This is a genomic window from Nocardioides sp. (assembly GCF_035503875.1).
Lineage (GTDB): Bacteria > Actinomycetota > Actinomycetes > Propionibacteriales > Nocardioidaceae > Nocardioides.
In genome coordinates this window covers 71,425-89,539 of the sequence record NZ_DATJTA010000054.1, presented here as the reverse complement: position 1 = coordinate 89,539, position 18,115 = coordinate 71,425, and the positions used below count along the sequence as shown (strand labels likewise).

The following is an 18,115-nucleotide window of genomic DNA, read 5'->3' as shown; positions in this document are numbered from 1 at the left end:
GCGAGAGCGCGAGGGGCTGGACGGCGACCCGCAGGTCTGATCCGCCGGGGCGGCCGCCGCCCGGCGGTGAGCCGGCAACCGTCTCCGAGCCCGGATCGGTTGCCGGCTCACCGCTGCGCGTCACCGCACCCGCACCCGGACCTTCGCGGTGCGCGCGGCGACCTGGGCGCTGCCGGCGTAGGCGACGCTCAGGCGCACCCGCCCGCGCGGCTGCTTCCGCAGCTTCAGCACCGCCTTGCCGCGGACGACCGCGCCCCGGCCGACGACCTTCGTCCCGCGCTTGACCACGAGCCGTCCGGCCCAGGACGACGCGGGCAGGCCGGCGGCCTGCAGGTTCACGCGCAGCCGGATCGTCCGCCGCCCGAGTGGCGTCGCCTTCGCGGTCAGCACCGGGGCGACCCGGGGGACAGCGGGCGTCGCGGCGCTGGTCGCGACGTACGGCTCGTAGCCCGCGGCGCTGCCGGTCACCCGGACCGCGAGCCGGCGCCCGATGTCGGCGGGCGTCACCCGCAGCGTGGTCCCGGTGGCGCCAGGGATCGCCCGGCCGTCGCGCAGCCACTGCAGGCCGACCACCGGGGTGCTGCTCTCCGGCGGGACCTGGATCCTCGGGGCCACGGCGGTGAGCAGCCCACCGACCGCCGCGGTGCCGCGGACCGTGGGGGTGCCCGCGACGTCGAGGAGGGCGTCGACCCGCACGGGCTCGGCCGCCGCCTCCCGGTCGGCGTGGTTCTCCCGCCGGGCCGTGGCGGTGTAGCTGATCCAGTAGTCCCGGTCCGCGGGCGTGAGGAGGTACGTCGGCCCGTCGGCCCCCGGGATCGGCTCCCCACGCCGGAACCACTGGTGGCTCACCGTGGTGGGCTCCGGCGCGAACGTCGCGGGCCGGGCGGTCAGCAGGTGCCCGGCGCGCGGCGTACCCACGATCGACGGCTGCTCCACCACCGTGAACCCCTCCGGCAGGACCCGGTAGGTGACGGTCCGCTCGGTGGACCAGCCCACGGTGTCGGTCGCGGTCGCGCGCACGGTGTACGTGCCCGGCCGGGCGGTGTAGAGCGGCGCACCATTCGTGATGGTCGCATCGCAGGAGGCCACGCCGCTGTGGGCGTCGCCGCAGGAGAACCCGCCGGTGACCTGCTGGTTCAGCGCGAACTCGGCGCCCTCGGCCAGCGGGGCCGTGAAGTCCACCCAGGGGACCGTCCGGTCGACGCCGACCCAGTGCACGGCTCCGCCGGCGTTCTCGCGGCGGTCCCAGGCGTCGATCTCGACCCGGGTGCTGCCCTCGGTGCTGAAGGTGAGGGTGTCCTCGGCGAGGAGCGGTCCCGAGTCCACGAGGACGTCGTCCATGTACGCCCGGAACTCGGCCATGCGGAACCCCGAGGGGCTGCCGCCGTTGGTGCCGACGTCGACGATCCGGATCCCGATGGTCACGGTGTCGGTGTGCCAGCCGTCGTTGTTGTCGGGCCGGGTGACCTCGATCCTGGGTCCGTGGATGTCCAGCGTCGGGTCGGGGTCGGGGTCCTGCCCCGGGCCGGCCGAGGCGGCCGCCGGCGCGAGGGCGAGCCCCAGGGCGAGCGCTGCGACGGTCGAGACGAGCCGGCGCATCATGCCTCCACCTCCTGCACGATGGCGCTGTTGCCGACGGCCAGCCACATGCCGACGACGAGCAGGCCGAGCATGGAGACGAACGGCAGCCCCGGCACGCCCGTCACCGCGACCGCGCCGAAGCACAGCAGGCAGACGGCGGCGGCGAAGACGCCCAGCGGACGGGAGACCAGCCGCTCGCGCAGGCCGAGGATGGCGATGCCGGCCATCGCGACGGCGACCGGCACCCAGCCGACGTACGGGCTGAAGTCGTTCATGACGTAGTAGGTGTAGAGGCCGGTGTCGTCGTACGCCCCGTGCTCGGCGGCGCCGGGGAGGTAGTCGCCCAGGGCGCCCTTCCAGCCGTAGGCCAGCGCGAGGGCACCCGCGGCCGCGACCAGGCCGTAGGTGACGACCGGGGCGCCGAGCGACCACGGGTAGCGCTGCGCCACCCGGCGGTTCCAGACGGCGGCGAGCACCAGCAGCGCGGCGACGCAGAGGTAGCCGGCGAAGCCGCCGAGGCGGAACGGGAGGTGGTCGAGGTCGGCCATGTCGGCGACGGTGACGGTGTAGTCGGTGGTCTCGCCGGACTCGCCCGCGCGCTGGTCGGAGAGGAGGGTGCCGATCACGCCGAGCAGGCCGGCGGCGCACATCCACAGCGGCCAGATCCGGAACCGCGCCGGGTCCGGCGCGAGGGGTGTGACCGACCGGGGGTCGGTGGAGAGGGACATGGGATTCGCTTCCGTGACGGGGGTGGGTACGCCGCGGGCTCGCGGCGTCCTCCACGGTCCGGTCCCGGTCGGCCCGGGCCGCCAGGGACGGGTGTCCTCAACCGGCCGGGCCTCGCTCCGGGACGCTCACGCCGATCCCCGCCTCGCGGGCCAGCACCACCAGCGCCGCCCGGTCCGGGGCGCCGACCTTGCTCAGGACGGCGTACACGTAGTTGCGAACCGTCTTGCTGGTCAGCACCAGGCGGCGGGCGATGGTCGCGTTGTCGTGGCCGCGTGCCAGCAGCTCCAGCACGTCGCGCTCGCGCACGGTGAGGTCGGCGAAGACGCCGCCGCGCGCCTGGCGGGCGCTGGTCAGGTAGTCCACGGCCCGCACCGCCACCTGGGGGCCGAGGACGACGGCGCCGCGGCCGACCGACCAGAGCGCCCGCTCCACCTCGTCGGGGTCGGCGCCCTTGACGAGGTAGCCCCGGGCGCCGGCACGGATCGCCGCAAAGAGCGACTCGTCGTCGTCCATGCCGGTCACGACGAGAACGGCCGTCCCGGGCCGGCGGGCGAGGATCTCGCGGGTCGCGTCGACGCCGGACTCCCCGGCGAGGTCGAGGTCCATCACGACGACGTCGGGCTCCAGGTCGACGGTGCGCTCGACGGCCTCGGCGGCGCCGGCGGCGTCGCCCACCACCGTCACGCCAGCGACCTCCTCGAGGATCGCAGTCATCCCGAGCCGGAACACCGGGTGGTCGTCGACGACGAGCACCCGCAGCGCCGCGGTCACGGCAGCACCATCCGCACCGCGGTGCCGCGGCCGCCCGGCCCCGGACCCGTCCCGAGGCTCCCGGCGAGCTCCGAGGCGCGCTCGCGCATCGAGACCAGGCCCAGACCCGGCGGCGCGGCGGGATCGATCCCCCGGCCGTCGTCGACGACCTCCAGTTCGACGCCGCCGTCGGGGGTGGAGGCGACCCGGATGGAGACCCGGGTTCCGCCCGCGTGCCGGTAGGCGTTCAGCAGCGCCTCCCCGGCGACGTGGTACGCCGCCACCTGGCGCCGCGCGTCCAGCGACCCGAGTCCGGATGCGTCGACGCCCACGTCGAGGCCGGAGGCGGAGAACCGGGCCGCCAGCACCCGCAGCGCCCCCGCCAGGTCGCCGTCGTCGAGCTCCGCGGGAAGCAGCGACCGCGCCAGCATCCGGACCCCGTCGGAGCGGCGGGCCACCTCGGTGCGCAGCTCCTCCAGCAGCTGCTCGGCGGACGCCGGGTCGCGCCGCAGTCGGCGTTGGGCCGCCGCGAGTCCGAGTCCGACGCCGGCGAGCACCGGCCCCATGCCGTCGTGCAGCTCGCGCCGCAGCAGCCGGCGCTCCTCGTCGCGCACCTGGGCCAGCCGGGCCGAGGCGGTCTCGAGACGCAGGTTCGCGCGGGTCAGGTCGAGGGTCACGGCGACGACGTCCGCGAGGCGGCGTACGGCGCGGCGGACGCGGGGGTCGATCCGCTCGCCGGGTGCCGCCTCGAGGTGCAGGTCGCCGACGTGGCGACCCTCCACGACGAGCGGGTAGGTCTGCTGCTCGCCGGGCGGGAAGCTCTGCCGGCCCGCGTCCAGCCACACCTGCGGCTCGTCCGGCGCCGACACGCACACCCAGCCCAGCCGCAGGCTGTCCCGCAGCCGGTGCACCAGGCCACGCAGCGCGTCGCGGTCGCCGCAGCCGCGCAGGTCCGAGCCCAGGCGTGCCAGCAGGACCACCGGGTCGGAGGCGGCGCCGTGCACGAGCAGGTCCACCCGGCGCTGCAGGCTGCGACGCAGCGGGTCCACCAGCACGGCCAGGACCGCGATGGCCGCCGCGCTCGCCGCCACGTCGGCGGTGGGCAGCAGCGCGCCGACGGCGGTGATCAGGCCGACGTACAGGGCGACGACGACGGCCGACAGCAGGAACCACACGGCGACCCGGGGGACCGCCGCGCTCGGGCGCTCGTCGCCGTCCCAGGCCCGCAGAGTCAGGGCCAGCACGGCGAGGGTGAGCAGGACCTGGGCGATGGCGACCACCGGCAGCGCGACGGCGTCCGCGGTGCCGAGCGGGGAGACGTGCAGGACGACCATGGCGCCGACGAGGAGGCCGACGGCGAGGGCGAGGACGCCGTACGCCCGGGCGTCGTCGGGGCCGGCGCTCCGCCAGCGGCGGACGACGTCGCCGACGGCCAGCAGTGCCACCGCGGCCACCACGATCATCGCCGGCACGGTCAGCCCCATGAGGACGTCCCCGAGCGCAGTGTCGGCGAGGGAGAGCGGGTTCGGCGGTACGCCGGGCTGCTGGACGGTCGCGCCCGCGACCGTGATCACGGCGGCGGCGACCGCGCCCGCCGTCGCCGCCGCGCGTGGCAGCCGGCCCGGTCGCTCGGGGCGCAGCAGCCACGGCAGCACGCAGGCCGCCAGGAAGCTGCCGGGCGCCGCCGACCAGCCGAAGACGTGTGCGGTGATCCCCACGCCGGGCCAGTCCCGCTCCGCGGCGAGGAAGCTCCAGGCCAGGCAGGCGGCGGCCGCGGCGAAGCACAGCGAGATCAGCGCGCACAGGGGACCGGCCGGGTGGCGGGTCCGCGCGACCACGAGGGCGCTGGCCGGGCCGGAGGAGAGCCCGACCAGCACGTAGAAGGAGAAGAAGTCGCGGTCGTCGTACCAGGTGACGTCGGGGCCGAACGGGTCCTCGGCGACCACGACGAGCACCAGGGCGCCGAGGCCGAGCACGACGGACGCCGCCGCGACGGCGAGCCCGCACCGGGGCCGCCCGGTGGATCGGCGCGCTGTCATGACCGGATGCTGGCCCGCCCGGGATCCCGGGCGGAAGGGACGGGCGTCCCGAACCGCCGGGGGATCCCCGGACGGGCCGGCGTCAGGCTCCGGGGGCGACGAAGGTGACCGAGAAGCCGCCCTCGGTGGGGTCGACCTGGAAGCCCACCTCGCCCGCGACGCCCTGCACCACCTCGTGGCCCAGGCCGCCCGGGTCCTCCCGCGTGATCTCGTAGCCGTCCAGCGCGCCCAGCGCGCTCTCGAAGGCGTCGAGGACGGCGACCGGCGACTCGTCCGTCGCGTAGTCCGCGATCTGCTGCGCGTCGCCGGCCGTCCCCGAGGTCCGGCACAGGGCGGCGTCGTCGACCGGCTCGGGCCAGTCGTCCGGGCGCAGGTCGGCCGCGTCGGGGTCCGGGTCGCCGAACCAGATCGGGAAGGCCGCGGCGCACTCCTCGGAGTAGCCGGGAGGCAGGTCGCCCGCGTCCGCCGTGGGCACCGGGTCGGCCGCGTTCCCGGCGTCAGTGGTGCCCGGGGAGTCGGGATCGGAGCCGCACCCGGACAGCAGGACGAGGGCGAGCGCCGTACCGGCGAGGGCCGCCGCGCGGGACCGCGCCCTCATCGCCGGACCTTCCTCGTCGGCCGGCTGGTGAGGGTCGCCGTGGCGTAGCCGGTGCCGCGGGCCGTGACCCGCACGCTGATCCGCTTGCCCCGGTCCTTGCGGGTCAGGCGGTACGCCGCCTTCGTCGCGCCGCGGACCGGCTTGCCGGAGCGCAGCCACTGCAGCCGCACCGAGCCCGGCCGCGGGTGCAGCACCGCGGAGCGCGCCCGCAGGGTCCGGCCGATCCGGACCTTGCCGGCGACGGCCGGCGCGCGCCGTACCGAGTAGCGGCGCGGGGCGGGGGCCAGTGCGGCCGCCGACCAGTCCGGCTGCCCGCCGTCGGCGATCAGCCTGCCGGGGTCCTGGCAGGGTGCGCCGACCGGGGTGACCCGGGTCGACCAGATCCCGTCGCCGGGCTCCTCCCACGCGAAGGTGCGGCTGTCCGGTCCCCACGTGGGGCCGTTGATGCCGGTCAACGGGGTGGTCGCGCAGGTCCAGGTGGGCGCGGCGGGCGGAGGTCCGGTGCGGGGGTCGCCGTTGACGCGGTACCAGGTGATCCGGGCCTGGTCGCCGTACCCGCGCACCGCGGCCAGCCACTGCCCGTCGGCGGAGAGCTCGCTGTCGCCGAGGTCGGTGGTGTCGGTGCCTGCGGGGACGGTGTCCTGGTCGTCGAACCAGTGCACCGGTTCCTGGCCGAGGTCCTTGATCGTCACGTGGTGCAGGTAGCCGCCGGTCTGCAGGGTCCGGCGGATGCCGACCCACGACGGCGACCAGTACGGCGTGATGCCGTACGTCGTCGCCGGGGTCGCCCGGTCGGACCGTGTGATCGCGGTGACGACGCTGGGTCGGCAGCCGGGCTGGCCGAGGTCGCACTGGTGGGCGGCGAGCGTGTAGGCGATGTGGGAGCCGTCGGGGGAGATCGCCACGTCGGCGGCCGGGGTGTCCGGCGGGCCGACGAGCGGCGGCGGGTCGATCCGGTTCAGGACGGTGCCGTTCTGGGTCATCCGGACGATGTCCTTGCCGTGCCCGACGGCGAGCACGCCGGTGTCGGACATCGAGGGGGAGCGGTAGGGCCGGGCGGCCGTGCCGTCGGAGGTGACGCGGTACTGGCTGGAGCCGTTCCCGCGGGCCAGCCAGACGTCGTACCCGCGGATGAAGGCGATGGTGCCGCCGGCCGTCGCGGCGGCGCGGGCTTGGGGGTCGCCGGCGGGGGTGGGTGGGGGCGCGGCGCCGACGGGGCCGGCCAGGCTCAGGGTGAGCGCCGCGGTCACGGTGGGGACCGCGGCGCGGAGGAACCGGGTGGACATCTCTCTCCTCGGGACGGGGGCAGGGCGTCGTACGCTCCTGCGCCCGCCGTCCTCGCCGGGAGAGGCCGGTGTCCTCGATCGGCCGGGCCGCGAGTGACCCGGGACCGCTACCCGCGCGCGACGGTGCCGGAGCTCACCCTTGCTTCGTCAGCACCAGCTGGTTGACGTCGAGGTAGCCGGAGGCGAAGCCCGCGCGGGAGTACTCCAGGTAGAAGTGCCACATCCGCTCGAAGGTGTCGTCGAAGCCGAGCTCGCGCACCTGGGCAGCTGCTGCGAGGAAGGCGTCGTCCCACAGCCGCAGGGTGGCGGCGTAGTGGTGGCCCATCGAGAACTGCGCGCCCAGCCGCAGCGACGTGTGCTCGAGGGTGATCTCGTCGATCACGTCGACCGAGGGGAGGAAGCCGCCGGGGAAGACGTACTTGTTGATCCAGGTGTAGGTGTTGCGCGTGGCCAGCATCCGGTCGTGCGGCATCGTGATCGCCTGGATCGCCGCCCGGCCGCCCGGGACGAGCACCGAGTCGACCTTCTCGAAGTAGGTCTGCCAGAACTGCCAGCCGACCGCCTCGATCATCTCGACGGACACGACGGCGTCGTACGTCCCCTCGACGTCGCGGTAGTCGCAGAGGTCGACGGACACCCGGTCGCTCAGGCCGGCCGCGGCGATCCGCTCGCGGGCGAGCGCCTGCTGCTCGACCGACAGCGTGACGGTGCGGACCTCGGCGCCCCGGCGGGCGGCCCGCAGCGCGAGCTCGCCCCAGCCGGAGCCGAGCTCCAGCACCCGGCTGCCCTCGGCCACGCCGGCCGCGTCGAGCAGCCGCTCGATCTTGCGGACCTGCGCCGCCTCGAGGTCGTCCGCGGTCGCCCGGGACGGACTGCCCTCGAAGAGGGCGGCCGAGTAGCTCATCGTCGGGTCGAGGAAGAGCTGGAACAGCTCGTTCGACAGGTCGTAGTGGTGCGCGATGTTGGCCTGCGCGTTGTCGGACGTGCTCACCTGCGCCCGCGGGGGTCGCTTGACGACCAGGGAGCGCAGCTTCTGCAGCTGCGGCGGCACCAGGGTCGGCATCTGCGCGGCCAGCACGGTGAGGAAGCCACTCAGGTCCTCGGCGTCCCAGGCGCCGGTGAGGTACGCCTCCCCGAAGCCGATCAACTGGTCGACGCCGAGCCGCGCGAAGAACTCGTCGGGCCGGTGCACCACCGCGATCGGACCGCCGCGACCGAAGAACTCGGTACCGACGGCCACGGTGACGTCCAGGTGGTTCACGGCGGAGAGGAAGAGCCGCTTGGCGACGTACGAGGACACCGCGGCGCGCGGGCCGGTGGGTACGTCGTGCAGGCCCGGCCACCGCTGGATCGCGGGCGGGGTGGCGGCGCGCGTCATGACACACCTTCCTGGTGGTGGTGGGGACGGGGACGGAGGGGGAGGCGGCGCAGCCAGAGCCGGACGCCGTGCGCGCGGATCAGCGCGGCGCCGCGGAGGGCGGTGCCCACCGCCCGCACGGGACGGTGCGTGGAGCGGGTGCCGTCGAGCGTGGCGCTGAACGCCGCGCCGTCGTCGGAGTGCAGGGTCACGGCGATCCGCAGCCGCTCGTCCGGCAGGGGTACGGCGAGCTCGTAGTGCCCGTCCGTGCCGTGGAACGGCGACACGTACATCGCCTTCGGCGTCCTCGCCCGGCCCTGCTCGTCCGGATGGACGAGGTAGGCGTGCCGGTCGCCGTAGGTGTTGTGCACCTCGACGACCACGCACTGCTGGCGACCGGTGGCGTCGAGGCACCAGAACACCGAGATCGGGTTGAAGCAGTGCCCCAGCGTGCGCGGGAGCGCGGCCATCAGGATCCGCTCGGGCCGTTCCTCGCCGTAGCCGGCCAGGAACGTGTCGAGGTTGACCCGGATCGACCGGTCGGGCGACCCCAGGTGGTCCCGGGCCTCGAACGACCCCAGCAGCCACGACCGCGCGCCGTGGTCGGGCAGGTCGTCGAGGTCGACCAGCCACGTGTGCGAGCGGTGCGTGAACGTCCGCCGGAACGGCTGCCGCCGGGTGTGCCGGATCGTCGTGTCGTACAGCACGCCCACCGGGTTTCGAGGCTCGGGCGTTGAACGCCCTCGCACCTCAACCAGCGTCGGGTGGCGGGCGTCGCTGGTTGAGGTGTGAAGGACGGAGTCCTGAGCCTCGAAACCCGGTGAGCCGACGCTGGTTGAGGTGTGAAGGACGGAGTCCTGAGCCTCGAAACCCGGTGAGTCGGACGTCGGCCTCGATCGACGCCATCTCTTGGCAAGACGGGTTTCGAGGCTCGGCGCTGGGGCGCCTCGCACCTCAACCAGCGTGGGGTCGCTCGGCGCGGGGGCGCCTCGTACCTCAACCAGCGTCGGGTGGCGGGCGTCGCTGGTTGAGGTGCGAAGGACGGAGTCCTGAGCCTCGAAACCCGGTGAGTCGGACGTCGGCCTCGATCGACGCCACTTCTTGGCAAGACGGGTTTCGAGGCTCGGCGCTGGGGCGCCTCGCACCTCAACCAGCGTGGGGGCGTTCGGCGCCGGGGCGCCTCGCACCTCAACCGGCGTGGGGTCGGGCGTGTCGCTGGTTGAGGTGTGAAGGACGGAGTCCTGAGCCTCGAAACCCGGTGAGTCGGACGTCGGCGCCGATCGCGGCCAGTCGAACCCGAGGCGCTCGACCGCGGCGAGGCCGGAGCGGGCGCCGTCCTCGTGGAAGCCCCAGCCGTGGTACGCACCGGCGAAGGAGACCCGCGCGGTGTCGATCTCGGGGAGCCGGGCCTGGGCGGCGACGGAGGTGGGGTTGTAGAGCGGGTGCTCGTACTCCATCCGGTCGATCACGAGCGCGGGGTCGACGAGGTGCTCCCCGCCGAGCGTGACCAGGTAGTGCGTGTCGGTGGGCAGCCGCTGCAGCCGGGTGAGGTCGTAGGTGACGATCACGCCGTCGCGCTCCTCGGCCGGGCGGTGGAAGTTCCACGACGCCCAGGTCTGCCGGAGCCTCGGCAGCACCGAGGTGTCGGTGTGCAGCAGCGCGACGTTCGGGGAGTACGGCATCGCCCCGAGCACCTCGGCCTGCGGCGCGGTCGGCTCGGCGAGCAGGGCCAGCGCCTGACCCGGGTGGGTGGCGACCACGACCGCGTCGTACGACGTGACCTCGCCGTTGCCGTCGGTGATCCGTACGTCGGTGGGCGTCTCCAGCAGCGACGTGACCTTGGTGCCGGTGCGGACCTCGGCGCCGCTGCTCGCGAGCGCGATGGCGACCCGAGCGACGTACTCCCGCGAGCCGCCGGTGACGGTGCGCCAGGTGGGCGAGCCGAAGATCGCCAGCATCCCGTGGTGCTGCAGGAAGCTGAACAGGTACCGCGCGGGGTAGTCGAGCGACACCGCCGGGTCGCAGGACCACACGGCGGCGACCAGCGGCTCCATGAAGTGCCGGGCGAAGTACGGCGTGAAGCCGCCCTCGGCCAGGAAGGCGCGGAGCGTGACGTCGTCCCCGGGCCGGTCGAGCAGCGCCTTCGCGCGCCGGTGGAAGCGCGGGATCTCGGTCAGCATCCGCAGGTAGCGCGGGTCGGCCAGGTGCCGGGCCGTCGGTACGACGCCCCGCCGCCCGAGCGCGCCCGCCCACTCCAGCCCGGTGCCGGCGTCGCTGATCGACATCGACATCTCCGACTCCTGGGTCTCCACGCCGAGCTCGGCGAAGAGCCGCAGCAGCACCGGGTAGGTGCGCCGGTTGTGGACGATGAAGCCGGTGTCGATGGCCAGGCCGTCCGCGCCGTCGTCGACCAGGTGCGTGTCGGCGTGCCCGCCGAGCCGGTCGTCGGCCTCGAACAGGGTGACGTGCGCGCTGCGCGAGGCGACGTACGCCGCCACGAGCCCGGCCACGCCGGAGCCGATGACCGCGACGCGGCGGTCCTGCGGAGTGCTCATGCCTGCTCGAACTCGACGACGGCCAGCACGTCGCCCTCGGGCTCGCCGGTCGTGGACCCGCCGTCGGCCTCCAGTGTGATGCCGAAGCCGTCGGCGGTCGCCGGGTCGCCGACCAGCTCGACCACGTTGCTCGGGCCGTCGGGCATCAGCCCGGCCGCGACCATCCGCTCGTCGTGCTGCAGCCAGACCTCGTAGACCCGCCCGTCGGGGGCGTCGGCCATGTCGCTGGTGGCGATCACGGCCTGGTTGAGCGAGACGGAGCGGTAGAGAGTGGCGGTGGAGCCGTCCTCGAACTGCTGGACGTAGGTCTGCACGTCGTCGGCCGCGCGGATCCGGTCGACCGCGGACGGCGTGGTCTGCGAGGTCTCGTCCTCCCAGGGCTGCACGACCGCGGCGCCGACGCCGAGGACGGTCACGACCGCGGCCGCCGCGGCCAGGCCGGGAAGCCACCGGCGTGCGGGGCGTCGGCGTACCGGCTGCTCCGGCACGAGCGGCGGCAGCGGGCGCACTGTCGCGATGTCGGCGAGGACCCGGTCGCGCAGGGCCGGCGGCGGCTCCTCGATCACGGTCTCGGCCATCATCGCCGCGGCCTCGCGGAGGCTGTCGACCTCCGAGCGGCAGGCGGGGCACTCGGCGAGGTGCTTCTCGAACTGTGCGCGCTCGAGGTCGTCGAGCGCGTCCACGGCGTACGCGCCGGACAGGGCGTGGATGTCGGTCATCGGCCCCCAACTCCCATCGTGTCGCGCAACCGGATGAGGCCGTCTCGGATGCGGGTCTTCGCGGTGCCGACCGGGAGGTCGAGCATGCCTGCCACCTCGGTGTGGGTGTAGCCACCGAAGTACGCGAGCTCGAGTGCCTCGCGCTGCACGGAGGTGAGGCTGCCGAGCGCGGTGCGCACCCGGCGGGCCTCCAGCGAGGCGTGGGCCGCCTCGGCGGTCGCGTCGTGGGCGACCGGCTGGTTCTGCTGGTGGTACGACGCGTCGCGGCGGGTGGACGCCTCCGCGGACCGGACCCGGTCGACCGCCTTGCGGTGCGCGATCGTCAGCAGCCACCCGAGCGGGCTCCCCCGGTCGGGGTCGTAACGCCCGGCCGTGCGCCAGATCTCCAGGAACGCCTCCTGCGTCACCTCCTCGGCCTGCGCCGGGTCGCGGACGACCCGGACGACGAGACCGAAGACGCGCGAGGAGACGGCGTCGTACAGCTGGCTGAAGGCGCCCTGGTCCCCGCGCCCGGAGAGCTTGAGCAGCTCCACGAGGTCGGGGGCGGCCGACGCCCCCTCCGCCGGGGTCTCCGGGGAGGGGTCGTCGGGCACGGGCCGGATGTGGTCCACGTGTGAATCCTTGCGGGTCAGGTCAACGACGGTGGCGTCAGGGCATCAGGACGGTGTCGATGATGTAGACCGTGGCGTTCGCGGTCTGGACGTTCCCGCACAGGACGGTCGCGCCCTCGTCGCCGATGGTCGCCGCCTCGCCCTCGCCCTGGATCGTCAGCATGTCGCCACCGAGGGTCTCGAACTCGCCGGAGAGCTGGTCGGGGGAGATGCGCTCGGGGACGACGTGGTGGCTGAGCACCGCGGTGAGCTGCTCCTTGTCGGCGAGCAGGGCGTTGAGGTCCTCCTCGGGGACCGCCTCGAACGCCGGGTTGGCCGGCGCGAAGACGGTGAGTGCCTCGGCGCTGTTGAGGGCGTCGACGAGGCCGGCCTCGCCGACCGCGGTGACCAGCGTGCTGAGCAGCGGGTTGGCCGAGGCCGCGGTGGCGACGGGCTCGGCCGCCATGCCGGTGAACGAGGCGGGACCGTCGGCCGGGATGTCGGCACAGGCGTCGCCGTACGGCTTGGTGGAGGCCTCGGTCATGCCGGAGTCCATCCCCTCGGACTCGGTCATGTCGTCGGCGGGGGCGCTGGAGGACGGGGTGTCGTCGGTGGCACTGGACCCGCTGTCCTCGTCGCTGCAGGCGGCCAGGCCCACGGAGAGCGTGAGGGCGGCGGTGGCGAGGGCGCCCGTGCGGCGCAGCGTGCGGAGCTTCATCGTGGTGCCTTCCGTCGGTGGGTTGACGTGAGTGGTTCGGGGCCGGCGCCGGACCGGATTGGTCCGACCGGGAGGAATTTCAGGAGGAATCTCAGGAGACCTGGACGCGGGTCTCCTGCACGCCGCTGGACCCGGCCGGGAACGGCGTCGCCCGTACGGCGGTCTGGGTCTCGCCGTCGCCGCTGGTCGCCCGGACGGCGAGCGAGTGCGAGCCGGAGGTGGCGTCCCAGGGGAGGTACCACTGGCGCCAGTAGTCGTTCCCGCCGTCCGGTCCGAGGGTCGCCGGTTGCCACGGCCCGCCGTCGATGCGGACCTCGACCTTCGCCACGCCGCCCCGCTGCTGCGCCCACGCGACGCCTCCGACGAAGGTCGGGCCGGCGTCGATCGTGGACAGCGACTTCGGGGTGTCGATCCGGCTGGAGATCTTGATGGGCGCGTCGGTGGCCCACTTCCGCTTCGTCCAGTACGCGTCCTGCTCGGCGTACGTCGTCAGCGTCAACCGGCTGATCCACTTGGTCGCGCTGATGAAGCCGTACAGCCCCGGGATCACCAGCCGCGCCGGGAAGCCGTGCTCCAGCGGCAGCGGGTCGCCGTTCATCCCGACGGCGAGCAGCGCGTCGCGCCCGTCGAGGGCGAGGTCGAGCGGCGTGCTGATCGTCATCCCCTCGACGTCGGTGCTGAGGATCTGGTCGGCGCCGGTGCCGTCGATGCCCGCCCGGTCGAGCAGGTCCCGCAGGGGTACGCCGAGCCAGCGCGCGGCGCCGACGTACTTCCCGCCGACGTCGTTGGAGACGCAGGTGAGCGTGATGTCGCGTTCGACCATCGACAGCTCGAGGAGGTCGTCGAAGGTGAACGTGACCTCCCGGTCGACGTCGCCGTCGATGGTCAGCGTCCAGTCGTCGAGGTCGATCACCGGCAGCGTGAGGCGGGTGTCGACACGGTAGAAGTCGCCGTTCGGCGTGCGGAACGGCGTGACGCCCTCGACGGTGCCCTCGATGCCGGCGGGCAGCGGCGGCGCGGGGTCGGCGGCGGCCGGCAGGGCGACGTCGGCGATCCGGGTGCGGGCGCGGGCGATCCACTCCCCGGCGCCGCCGGCCGCCACCGCGAGGGCGGCGAGCGCCCCGGCCATCAGCACGCCGCGCCGGCCGCCGGCGGCCGCCCGGTCGCCGCGGGGCCGGGTCAGCAGGACCAGCACGAGGACGGCGGTCACGGCCGCGACCAGGCTCGGGAGCAGGTCGAGCGCCTCCAGCCGGGGCCGGTTCAGGGTCGCGCCCGCGGCCAGCAGGACGAGGACGACCAGCAGCGCCGCGCCGTACGACGTCCGCCGTCGCGCGAGAAGACCGGCGACGGCGGACAGGACGAGCACCCCCGCGAACACCGACCCGACCAGGATCGGCTTGTCCCGGGTGCCGAACCGCTGGATCGCCCACTCCTTCAGCGGCGTCGGCGTCAGGTCGATGACCTGGGACCCGACCGCGAGCACGGGGGACGCCGCCGGATCGGTCAGGCCGGCGACCAGGTGGGCGAGCGCCACCGCGACGAGGGTGGCCAGCACCCCGGAGGCGGCGTACGCGAGTCGTGTCCTCATGGGGTTGGTTCGTCGCAGGACCGGTGCGCGGATGGGGTGGGGCAGGATGCGGGGATGACCGAGACCCCCGTCGAGCTGGTGCACTACGCCGTCGCCGATGACGTCGCGACCATCACCCTGGACTCCCCGCACAACCGCAACGCGCTGTCGCGCCGGCTCGTCACCGAGCTCACGGCGGCGCTCGAGCGAGCGGGTGCGGACGACTCCGCCACCGTCGTCGTGGTCCGTGCCGCGGGCCGGGTCTTCTGCTCCGGTGCCGACCTGTCCGAGGCCGCCGCCGGGAGCATGGAGGAGGGCGCGCTGGCCATCGTCGCGTTGCAGCGGCTGGTGCTGACGCTGCCCAAGCCCGTGGTCGTGCGGCTGCACGGAGCGGTCCGGGCTGGGGGCATCGGCCTCGTCGCCGCCGCCGACGTGGTGGTCGCGGCCGACGACGCGACCTTCGCGCTCACCGAGGTGAAGCTCGGCCTGGCACCGGCCGCCATCTCGCTGACCGTGCTGCCCCGGATGACGTCCCGAGCCGCGGCCCTGACGGCGCTGTCCGGCGAGGTGTTCAGCGGCGCCGAGGCGGCGTCGTACGGCCTGGTCACGACGGCGGTGCCCGCCGCCGAGCTCGACGCGGAGCTGGACCGGGTGGTCGCCTCGCTCGCGACGGGCGCGCCCCAGGGGCTCCGCGAGACCAAGGCGCTGCTGACCCGCGACCTCGTCGAGCACCTCGACGCGCGCGGACCCGAGGTGGCGGCGCTCAGTGCGCGGCTGTTCGGCTCGGACGAGGCGCGGGAGGCGATGACCGCGTTCCTGTCCCGCAAGCGCTGACGCTGTGGTGGAAACCGGCGTGGGCATACCCGGCGCCCGGCTAGAGTTGCTCCCTTGTCGCGCCCCGTCCGGGGCCGGCGACGAACGGCAGGACATTCGGGGCTGAGGGGATCGCAGCGTTGACGGACGAGGCAGTCGAGACTCGGGAGATCGCTCAGGAGCAGGCGTTCGTCGATCGGGTGTACCGCCAGCTCCGCGATTCCGCGGAGGCCGCGCAGCAGCTGGCGCGTGAGGGCCACGAGCGCGGCCGGCTGGGTCACGAGGGTGGCCTGGTCGAGCGGGACGCGATGGTCTTCCAGGCCGCGAAGCGGATCGCGCAGCTCGACGCCGCCCACGAGGGGCTGGTCTTCGGTCGCCTCGACCTGCGCCCGGGCCTCGACCCGGAACCGCGGTACGTCGGCCGCATCGGCCTGCGTGACGCCGAGCGCGACTCGCTGCTCATCGACTGGCGCGCGCCCGCCGCGGCGGTGTTCTACCAGGCCACCGCCGCCGACCCCCAGCACGTCATCCGCCGCCGGGTGCTGCGCTCCCAGGGGCCCCGGGTGGTCGGGGTCGAGGACGAGCTGCTCGACGCCGACGCCCTGGAGGAGGACGGCGTCGACCTGCCGATCGTCGGCGAGGGCGCGCTGATGGCGCAGCTCTCCCGCGCCCGCGACCGCTCCATGCACTCGATCGTCGCCACCATCCAGGCCGAGCAGGACAAGGCGATCCGCGCGCCCGGCAAGGGCGTCGTGTCGATCTCCGGAGGACCCGGCACCGGCAAGACCGTCGTCGCGCTGCACCGCGCGGCGTACCTGCTCTACAACGACCGGCGCCGCTACGAGACCGGCGGCGTCCTCGTCGTCGGGCCCAGCGGGGTCTTCATGCGCTACATCGAGCGGGTGCTGCCCAGCCTCGGCGAGACCGCCGTCGCGCTGCGCTCGCTCGGCGAGGTCGTCGACGGGGTGAAGGCCAGCCGCCACGACGAGCCTGCCGTCGCCGACGTGAAGGGCTCGGCGCGGATGGCCGAGCTGCTGCGTCGTACGGCGCGGCAGCAGGCGCCGGGCAGCCCGACCGAGCTCCGGGTCTTCTACCGCGATGACCGGATCGTCCTCGACCGCGGCGTGCTGGGCCGGGTCCGGCGCAACCTGATGTCGCAGGGCCGGCGCAACAAGCAGCTGCCGCGGGTCTCGCAGGCGCTGCTGGACCAGATGTGGCGCCAGGTCCGCGGCGACCGCGGCCGCGAGCGGGGCCGCGAGTCGTTCGACGAGGAGATGCTCGACAACGATGCGTTCCTCGACTTCGCCGCGTCATGGTGGCCGCCGCTGGACGCGCCGACGGTGCTCGGCTGGCTGCGCGACCCGGAGTTCCTCGCCCGGGTCGGCGAGGGCGTCGTGTCGGCCGAGGAGCAGCGGCTGCTGCTGAAGTCCTGGACCGCCGGCGGCACGCTCTCGGTCGAGGACGTCCCGCTGGTCGACGAGCTGCGCTACGCCCTCGGCGACGTCCCGGCGCGCACCGAGGACTCGCGCGACGACCCGCTGAGCGCGATCGCCGGAGCCGTCGACCTGCAGGAGCTGTTCACCGCCTCCGACCGGGAGTACGCCCCGACCGGGCGCGCCTGGGCGCCGCCGACGCACAGCATCGAGGACGACGGGTACGCCCACGTGCTCATCGACGAGGCGCAGGACCTCACGCCGATGCAGTGGCGGATGGTCGGCCGCCGCGGCCGGACCGCCTCCTGGACGATCGTCGGCGACCCTGCCCAGTCCTCCTGGCCGGTGCCGGCCGAGGCCGCCGCCGCACGGGCCGAGGCGCTGGAGCGCAAGGCGCAGCACGATTTCCACCTGTCGACGAACTACCGCAACTCCTCCGAGATCTACGAGTACGCCGCGGCGTACGCCTCGCGCGTCGGGCTGGACGCCGACCTCCCGACGGCGGTCCGCTCCACCGGCGAGCACCCGCGCGTGGTGGAGGGCGTGGCCGACGTCGAGGCGGCCACCCGGGAGGCCGTCAACGAGATCGCCGGCCGGGTCTCCGGCACGGTCGGCATCGTCGTCCCCGTCGCGCGCCGCTCCGAGGTCAACGCCTGGTTGGCGTCCTGGCCCGAGCTCGCCGACGCCGCCCCCGGCGCCCGCGCCGCGGTCGACTCCTCGGTCGCGCCCTCCGGCGACGACCGGGTCGTCGTCCTCACCGGCCTGGACACCAAGGGCCTGGAGTTCGACGGGATCGTCGTCGTCCGCCCCCAGGAGATCGAGGACGAGTCCGCCACCGGCCGCGCCACGCTGTACGTCGTCCTCACCCGCGCGACGCAGCTGCTGACCACGATCTCCTGATTCGAGGCCCGGGTCCGCCGCCCGGGCGCGGGTGGCGGTGAGCTGGCAACCGGTCTGCCGGGCGATTTGGTTGCTGAGCCACCGCTGACCAGGGCCGACCGCGGCGTCAGTCGTCGGCCGCGAGGCGCCACCAGATCGCCAGGATCACCAGACCAGAGGTGATCAGTGCCGCAGCGCCGGTCAGCCACTTCTCGATCCTCGCGCCGTCGGCCCGGATCTCCTCCCCCGTGAGGAGTCCCATCACGAGGACCAGGAACGGAATCAGGCCCGCCACCACGAGGACGACGCCGACCCGTCCGCCGACCGGCCGGCGGGCCATCCGCTCGGCCATTCCCGGCCGGGTGGCCAGCCACCGTCCCGTCCTCTCGCCCGAGTTCTCGACGAGGCTCTGGATCAACACCACGGCAAAGAGCACGGCCAGCGCGATCAGGACGAGCACGGGGGACAGCAGCACCCAACCCCACCAGCTCACGGCGCGAT

The 18,115-nt window shown here is 74.4% G+C and carries 15 protein-coding genes; 2 read left to right on the top strand and 13 right to left on the bottom strand.

The window, feature by feature from the left end; translation table 11 throughout:
- Nucleotides 1–120: 120 nt before the first annotated feature.
- From VMF51_RS12910 to VMF51_RS12855, 12 genes are all read right to left on the bottom strand, one after another.
- A complete protein-coding gene (locus tag VMF51_RS12910) occupies nt 121–1,602 on the bottom strand; it encodes a hypothetical protein (RefSeq protein ID WP_325474844.1) in 1,482 nt (493 codons plus the stop codon).
- The gene (locus VMF51_RS12905) at nt 1,599–2,309 is read right to left on the bottom strand and encodes a hypothetical protein (protein WP_325474843.1); all 711 of its coding nucleotides are present in this window, start codon (nt 2,307–2,309) and stop codon (nt 1,599–1,601) included. The genes VMF51_RS12910 and VMF51_RS12905 overlap by 4 nt, the downstream gene beginning before the upstream one ends.
- A 97-nt stretch (nt 2,310–2,406) precedes the next feature.
- Nucleotides 2,407–3,081, bottom strand: a complete 675-nt coding sequence (locus VMF51_RS12900) for a response regulator transcription factor (RefSeq protein WP_325474842.1) — start codon at nt 3,079–3,081, stop codon at nt 2,407–2,409.
- Entirely contained in the window at nt 3,078–5,099 is a 2,022-nt protein-coding gene (locus VMF51_RS12895) for a sensor histidine kinase (protein ID WP_325474841.1), read from the bottom strand. Before VMF51_RS12895 ends, VMF51_RS12900 begins: the two co-directional genes overlap by 4 nt.
- A gap of 82 nt (nt 5,100–5,181) precedes the next feature.
- Complete coding sequence (locus VMF51_RS12890; protein ID WP_325474840.1) at nt 5,182–5,697, bottom strand: hypothetical protein; 516 nt, start codon at nt 5,695–5,697, stop codon at nt 5,182–5,184.
- Nucleotides 5,694–6,983: a hypothetical protein gene (locus VMF51_RS12885; RefSeq protein ID WP_325474839.1), complete on the bottom strand. Its 1,290-nt coding sequence runs from the start codon at nt 6,981–6,983 to the stop codon at nt 5,694–5,696. Before VMF51_RS12885 ends, VMF51_RS12890 begins: the two co-directional genes overlap by 4 nt.
- Nucleotides 6,984–7,116: 133 nt before the next feature.
- Nucleotides 7,117–8,361, bottom strand: a complete 1,245-nt coding sequence (locus tag VMF51_RS12880) for a cyclopropane-fatty-acyl-phospholipid synthase family protein (RefSeq protein ID WP_325474838.1) — start codon at nt 8,359–8,361, stop codon at nt 7,117–7,119.
- Entirely contained in the window at nt 8,358–10,895 is a 2,538-nt protein-coding gene (locus VMF51_RS12875; protein ID WP_325474837.1) for an FAD-dependent oxidoreductase, read from the bottom strand. Before VMF51_RS12875 ends, VMF51_RS12880 begins: the two co-directional genes overlap by 4 nt.
- Complete coding sequence (locus VMF51_RS12870) at nt 10,892–11,614, bottom strand: anti-sigma factor (protein ID WP_325474836.1); 723 nt, start codon at nt 11,612–11,614, stop codon at nt 10,892–10,894. Before VMF51_RS12870 ends, VMF51_RS12875 begins: the two co-directional genes overlap by 4 nt.
- A complete protein-coding gene (sigK, locus tag VMF51_RS12865) occupies nt 11,611–12,225 on the bottom strand; it encodes an ECF RNA polymerase sigma factor SigK (RefSeq protein ID WP_325474835.1) in 615 nt (204 codons plus the stop codon). Before sigK ends, VMF51_RS12870 begins: the two co-directional genes overlap by 4 nt.
- 37 nt (nt 12,226–12,262) lie before the next feature.
- A complete protein-coding gene (locus VMF51_RS12860; protein ID WP_325474834.1) occupies nt 12,263–12,922 on the bottom strand; it encodes a fasciclin domain-containing protein in 660 nt (219 codons plus the stop codon).
- Nucleotides 12,923–13,013: 91 nt separating this feature from the next.
- Entirely contained in the window at nt 13,014–14,510 is a 1,497-nt protein-coding gene (locus VMF51_RS12855) for a molybdopterin-dependent oxidoreductase (RefSeq protein ID WP_325474833.1), read from the bottom strand.
- A 54-nt stretch (nt 14,511–14,564) separates the two neighbouring features.
- On the opposite strand from VMF51_RS12855, the gene VMF51_RS12850 reads away from it, so the two are divergent.
- Nucleotides 14,565–15,323 carry an enoyl-CoA hydratase-related protein gene (locus VMF51_RS12850; RefSeq protein ID WP_325474832.1) on the top strand — a complete coding sequence of 253 codons (759 nt, stop codon included), beginning with the start codon at nt 14,565–14,567 and terminating at the stop codon, nt 15,321–15,323.
- A gap of 119 nt (nt 15,324–15,442) precedes the next feature.
- Nucleotides 15,443–17,635, top strand: coding sequence for a HelD family protein (locus tag VMF51_RS12845; RefSeq protein WP_325474831.1), 2,193 nt, complete (start codon nt 15,443–15,445; stop codon nt 17,633–17,635).
- 106 nt (nt 17,636–17,741) lie between these two features.
- Here VMF51_RS12845 and VMF51_RS12840 read toward each other — a convergent pair whose 3' ends face one another.
- Complete coding sequence (locus VMF51_RS12840) at nt 17,742–18,107, bottom strand: hypothetical protein (protein ID WP_325474830.1); 366 nt, start codon at nt 18,105–18,107, stop codon at nt 17,742–17,744.
- Nucleotides 18,108–18,115: the final 8 nt, after the last annotated feature.

Coding starts and splice junctions, on each gene's coding strand:
- VMF51_RS12910 (WP_325474844.1), bottom strand. CDS start 1,602: ATGATGCGCCGGCTCGTCTCGACCGTCGCAGCGCTCGCCCTGGGGCTC.
- VMF51_RS12905 (WP_325474843.1), bottom strand. CDS start 2,309: ATGTCCCTCTCCACCGACCCCCGGTCGGTCACACCCCTCGCGCCGGAC.
- VMF51_RS12895 (WP_325474841.1), bottom strand. CDS start 5,099: ATGACAGCGCGCCGATCCACCGGGCGGCCCCGGTGCGGGCTCGCCGTC.
- VMF51_RS12890 (WP_325474840.1), bottom strand. CDS start 5,697: ATGAGGGCGCGGTCCCGCGCGGCGGCCCTCGCCGGTACGGCGCTCGCC.
- VMF51_RS12885 (WP_325474839.1), bottom strand. CDS start 6,983: ATGTCCACCCGGTTCCTCCGCGCCGCGGTCCCCACCGTGACCGCGGCG.
- VMF51_RS12880 (WP_325474838.1), bottom strand. CDS start 8,361: ATGACGCGCGCCGCCACCCCGCCCGCGATCCAGCGGTGGCCGGGCCTG.
- VMF51_RS12875 (WP_325474837.1), bottom strand. CDS start 10,895: ATGAGCACTCCGCAGGACCGCCGCGTCGCGGTCATCGGCTCCGGCGTG.
- VMF51_RS12870 (WP_325474836.1), bottom strand. CDS start 11,614: ATGACCGACATCCACGCCCTGTCCGGCGCGTACGCCGTGGACGCGCTC.
- VMF51_RS12860 (WP_325474834.1), bottom strand. CDS start 12,922: ATGAAGCTCCGCACGCTGCGCCGCACGGGCGCCCTCGCCACCGCCGCC.
- VMF51_RS12855 (WP_325474833.1), bottom strand. CDS start 14,510: ATGAGGACACGACTCGCGTACGCCGCCTCCGGGGTGCTGGCCACCCTC.
- VMF51_RS12850 (WP_325474832.1), top strand. CDS start 14,565: ATGACCGAGACCCCCGTCGAGCTGGTGCACTACGCCGTCGCCGATGAC.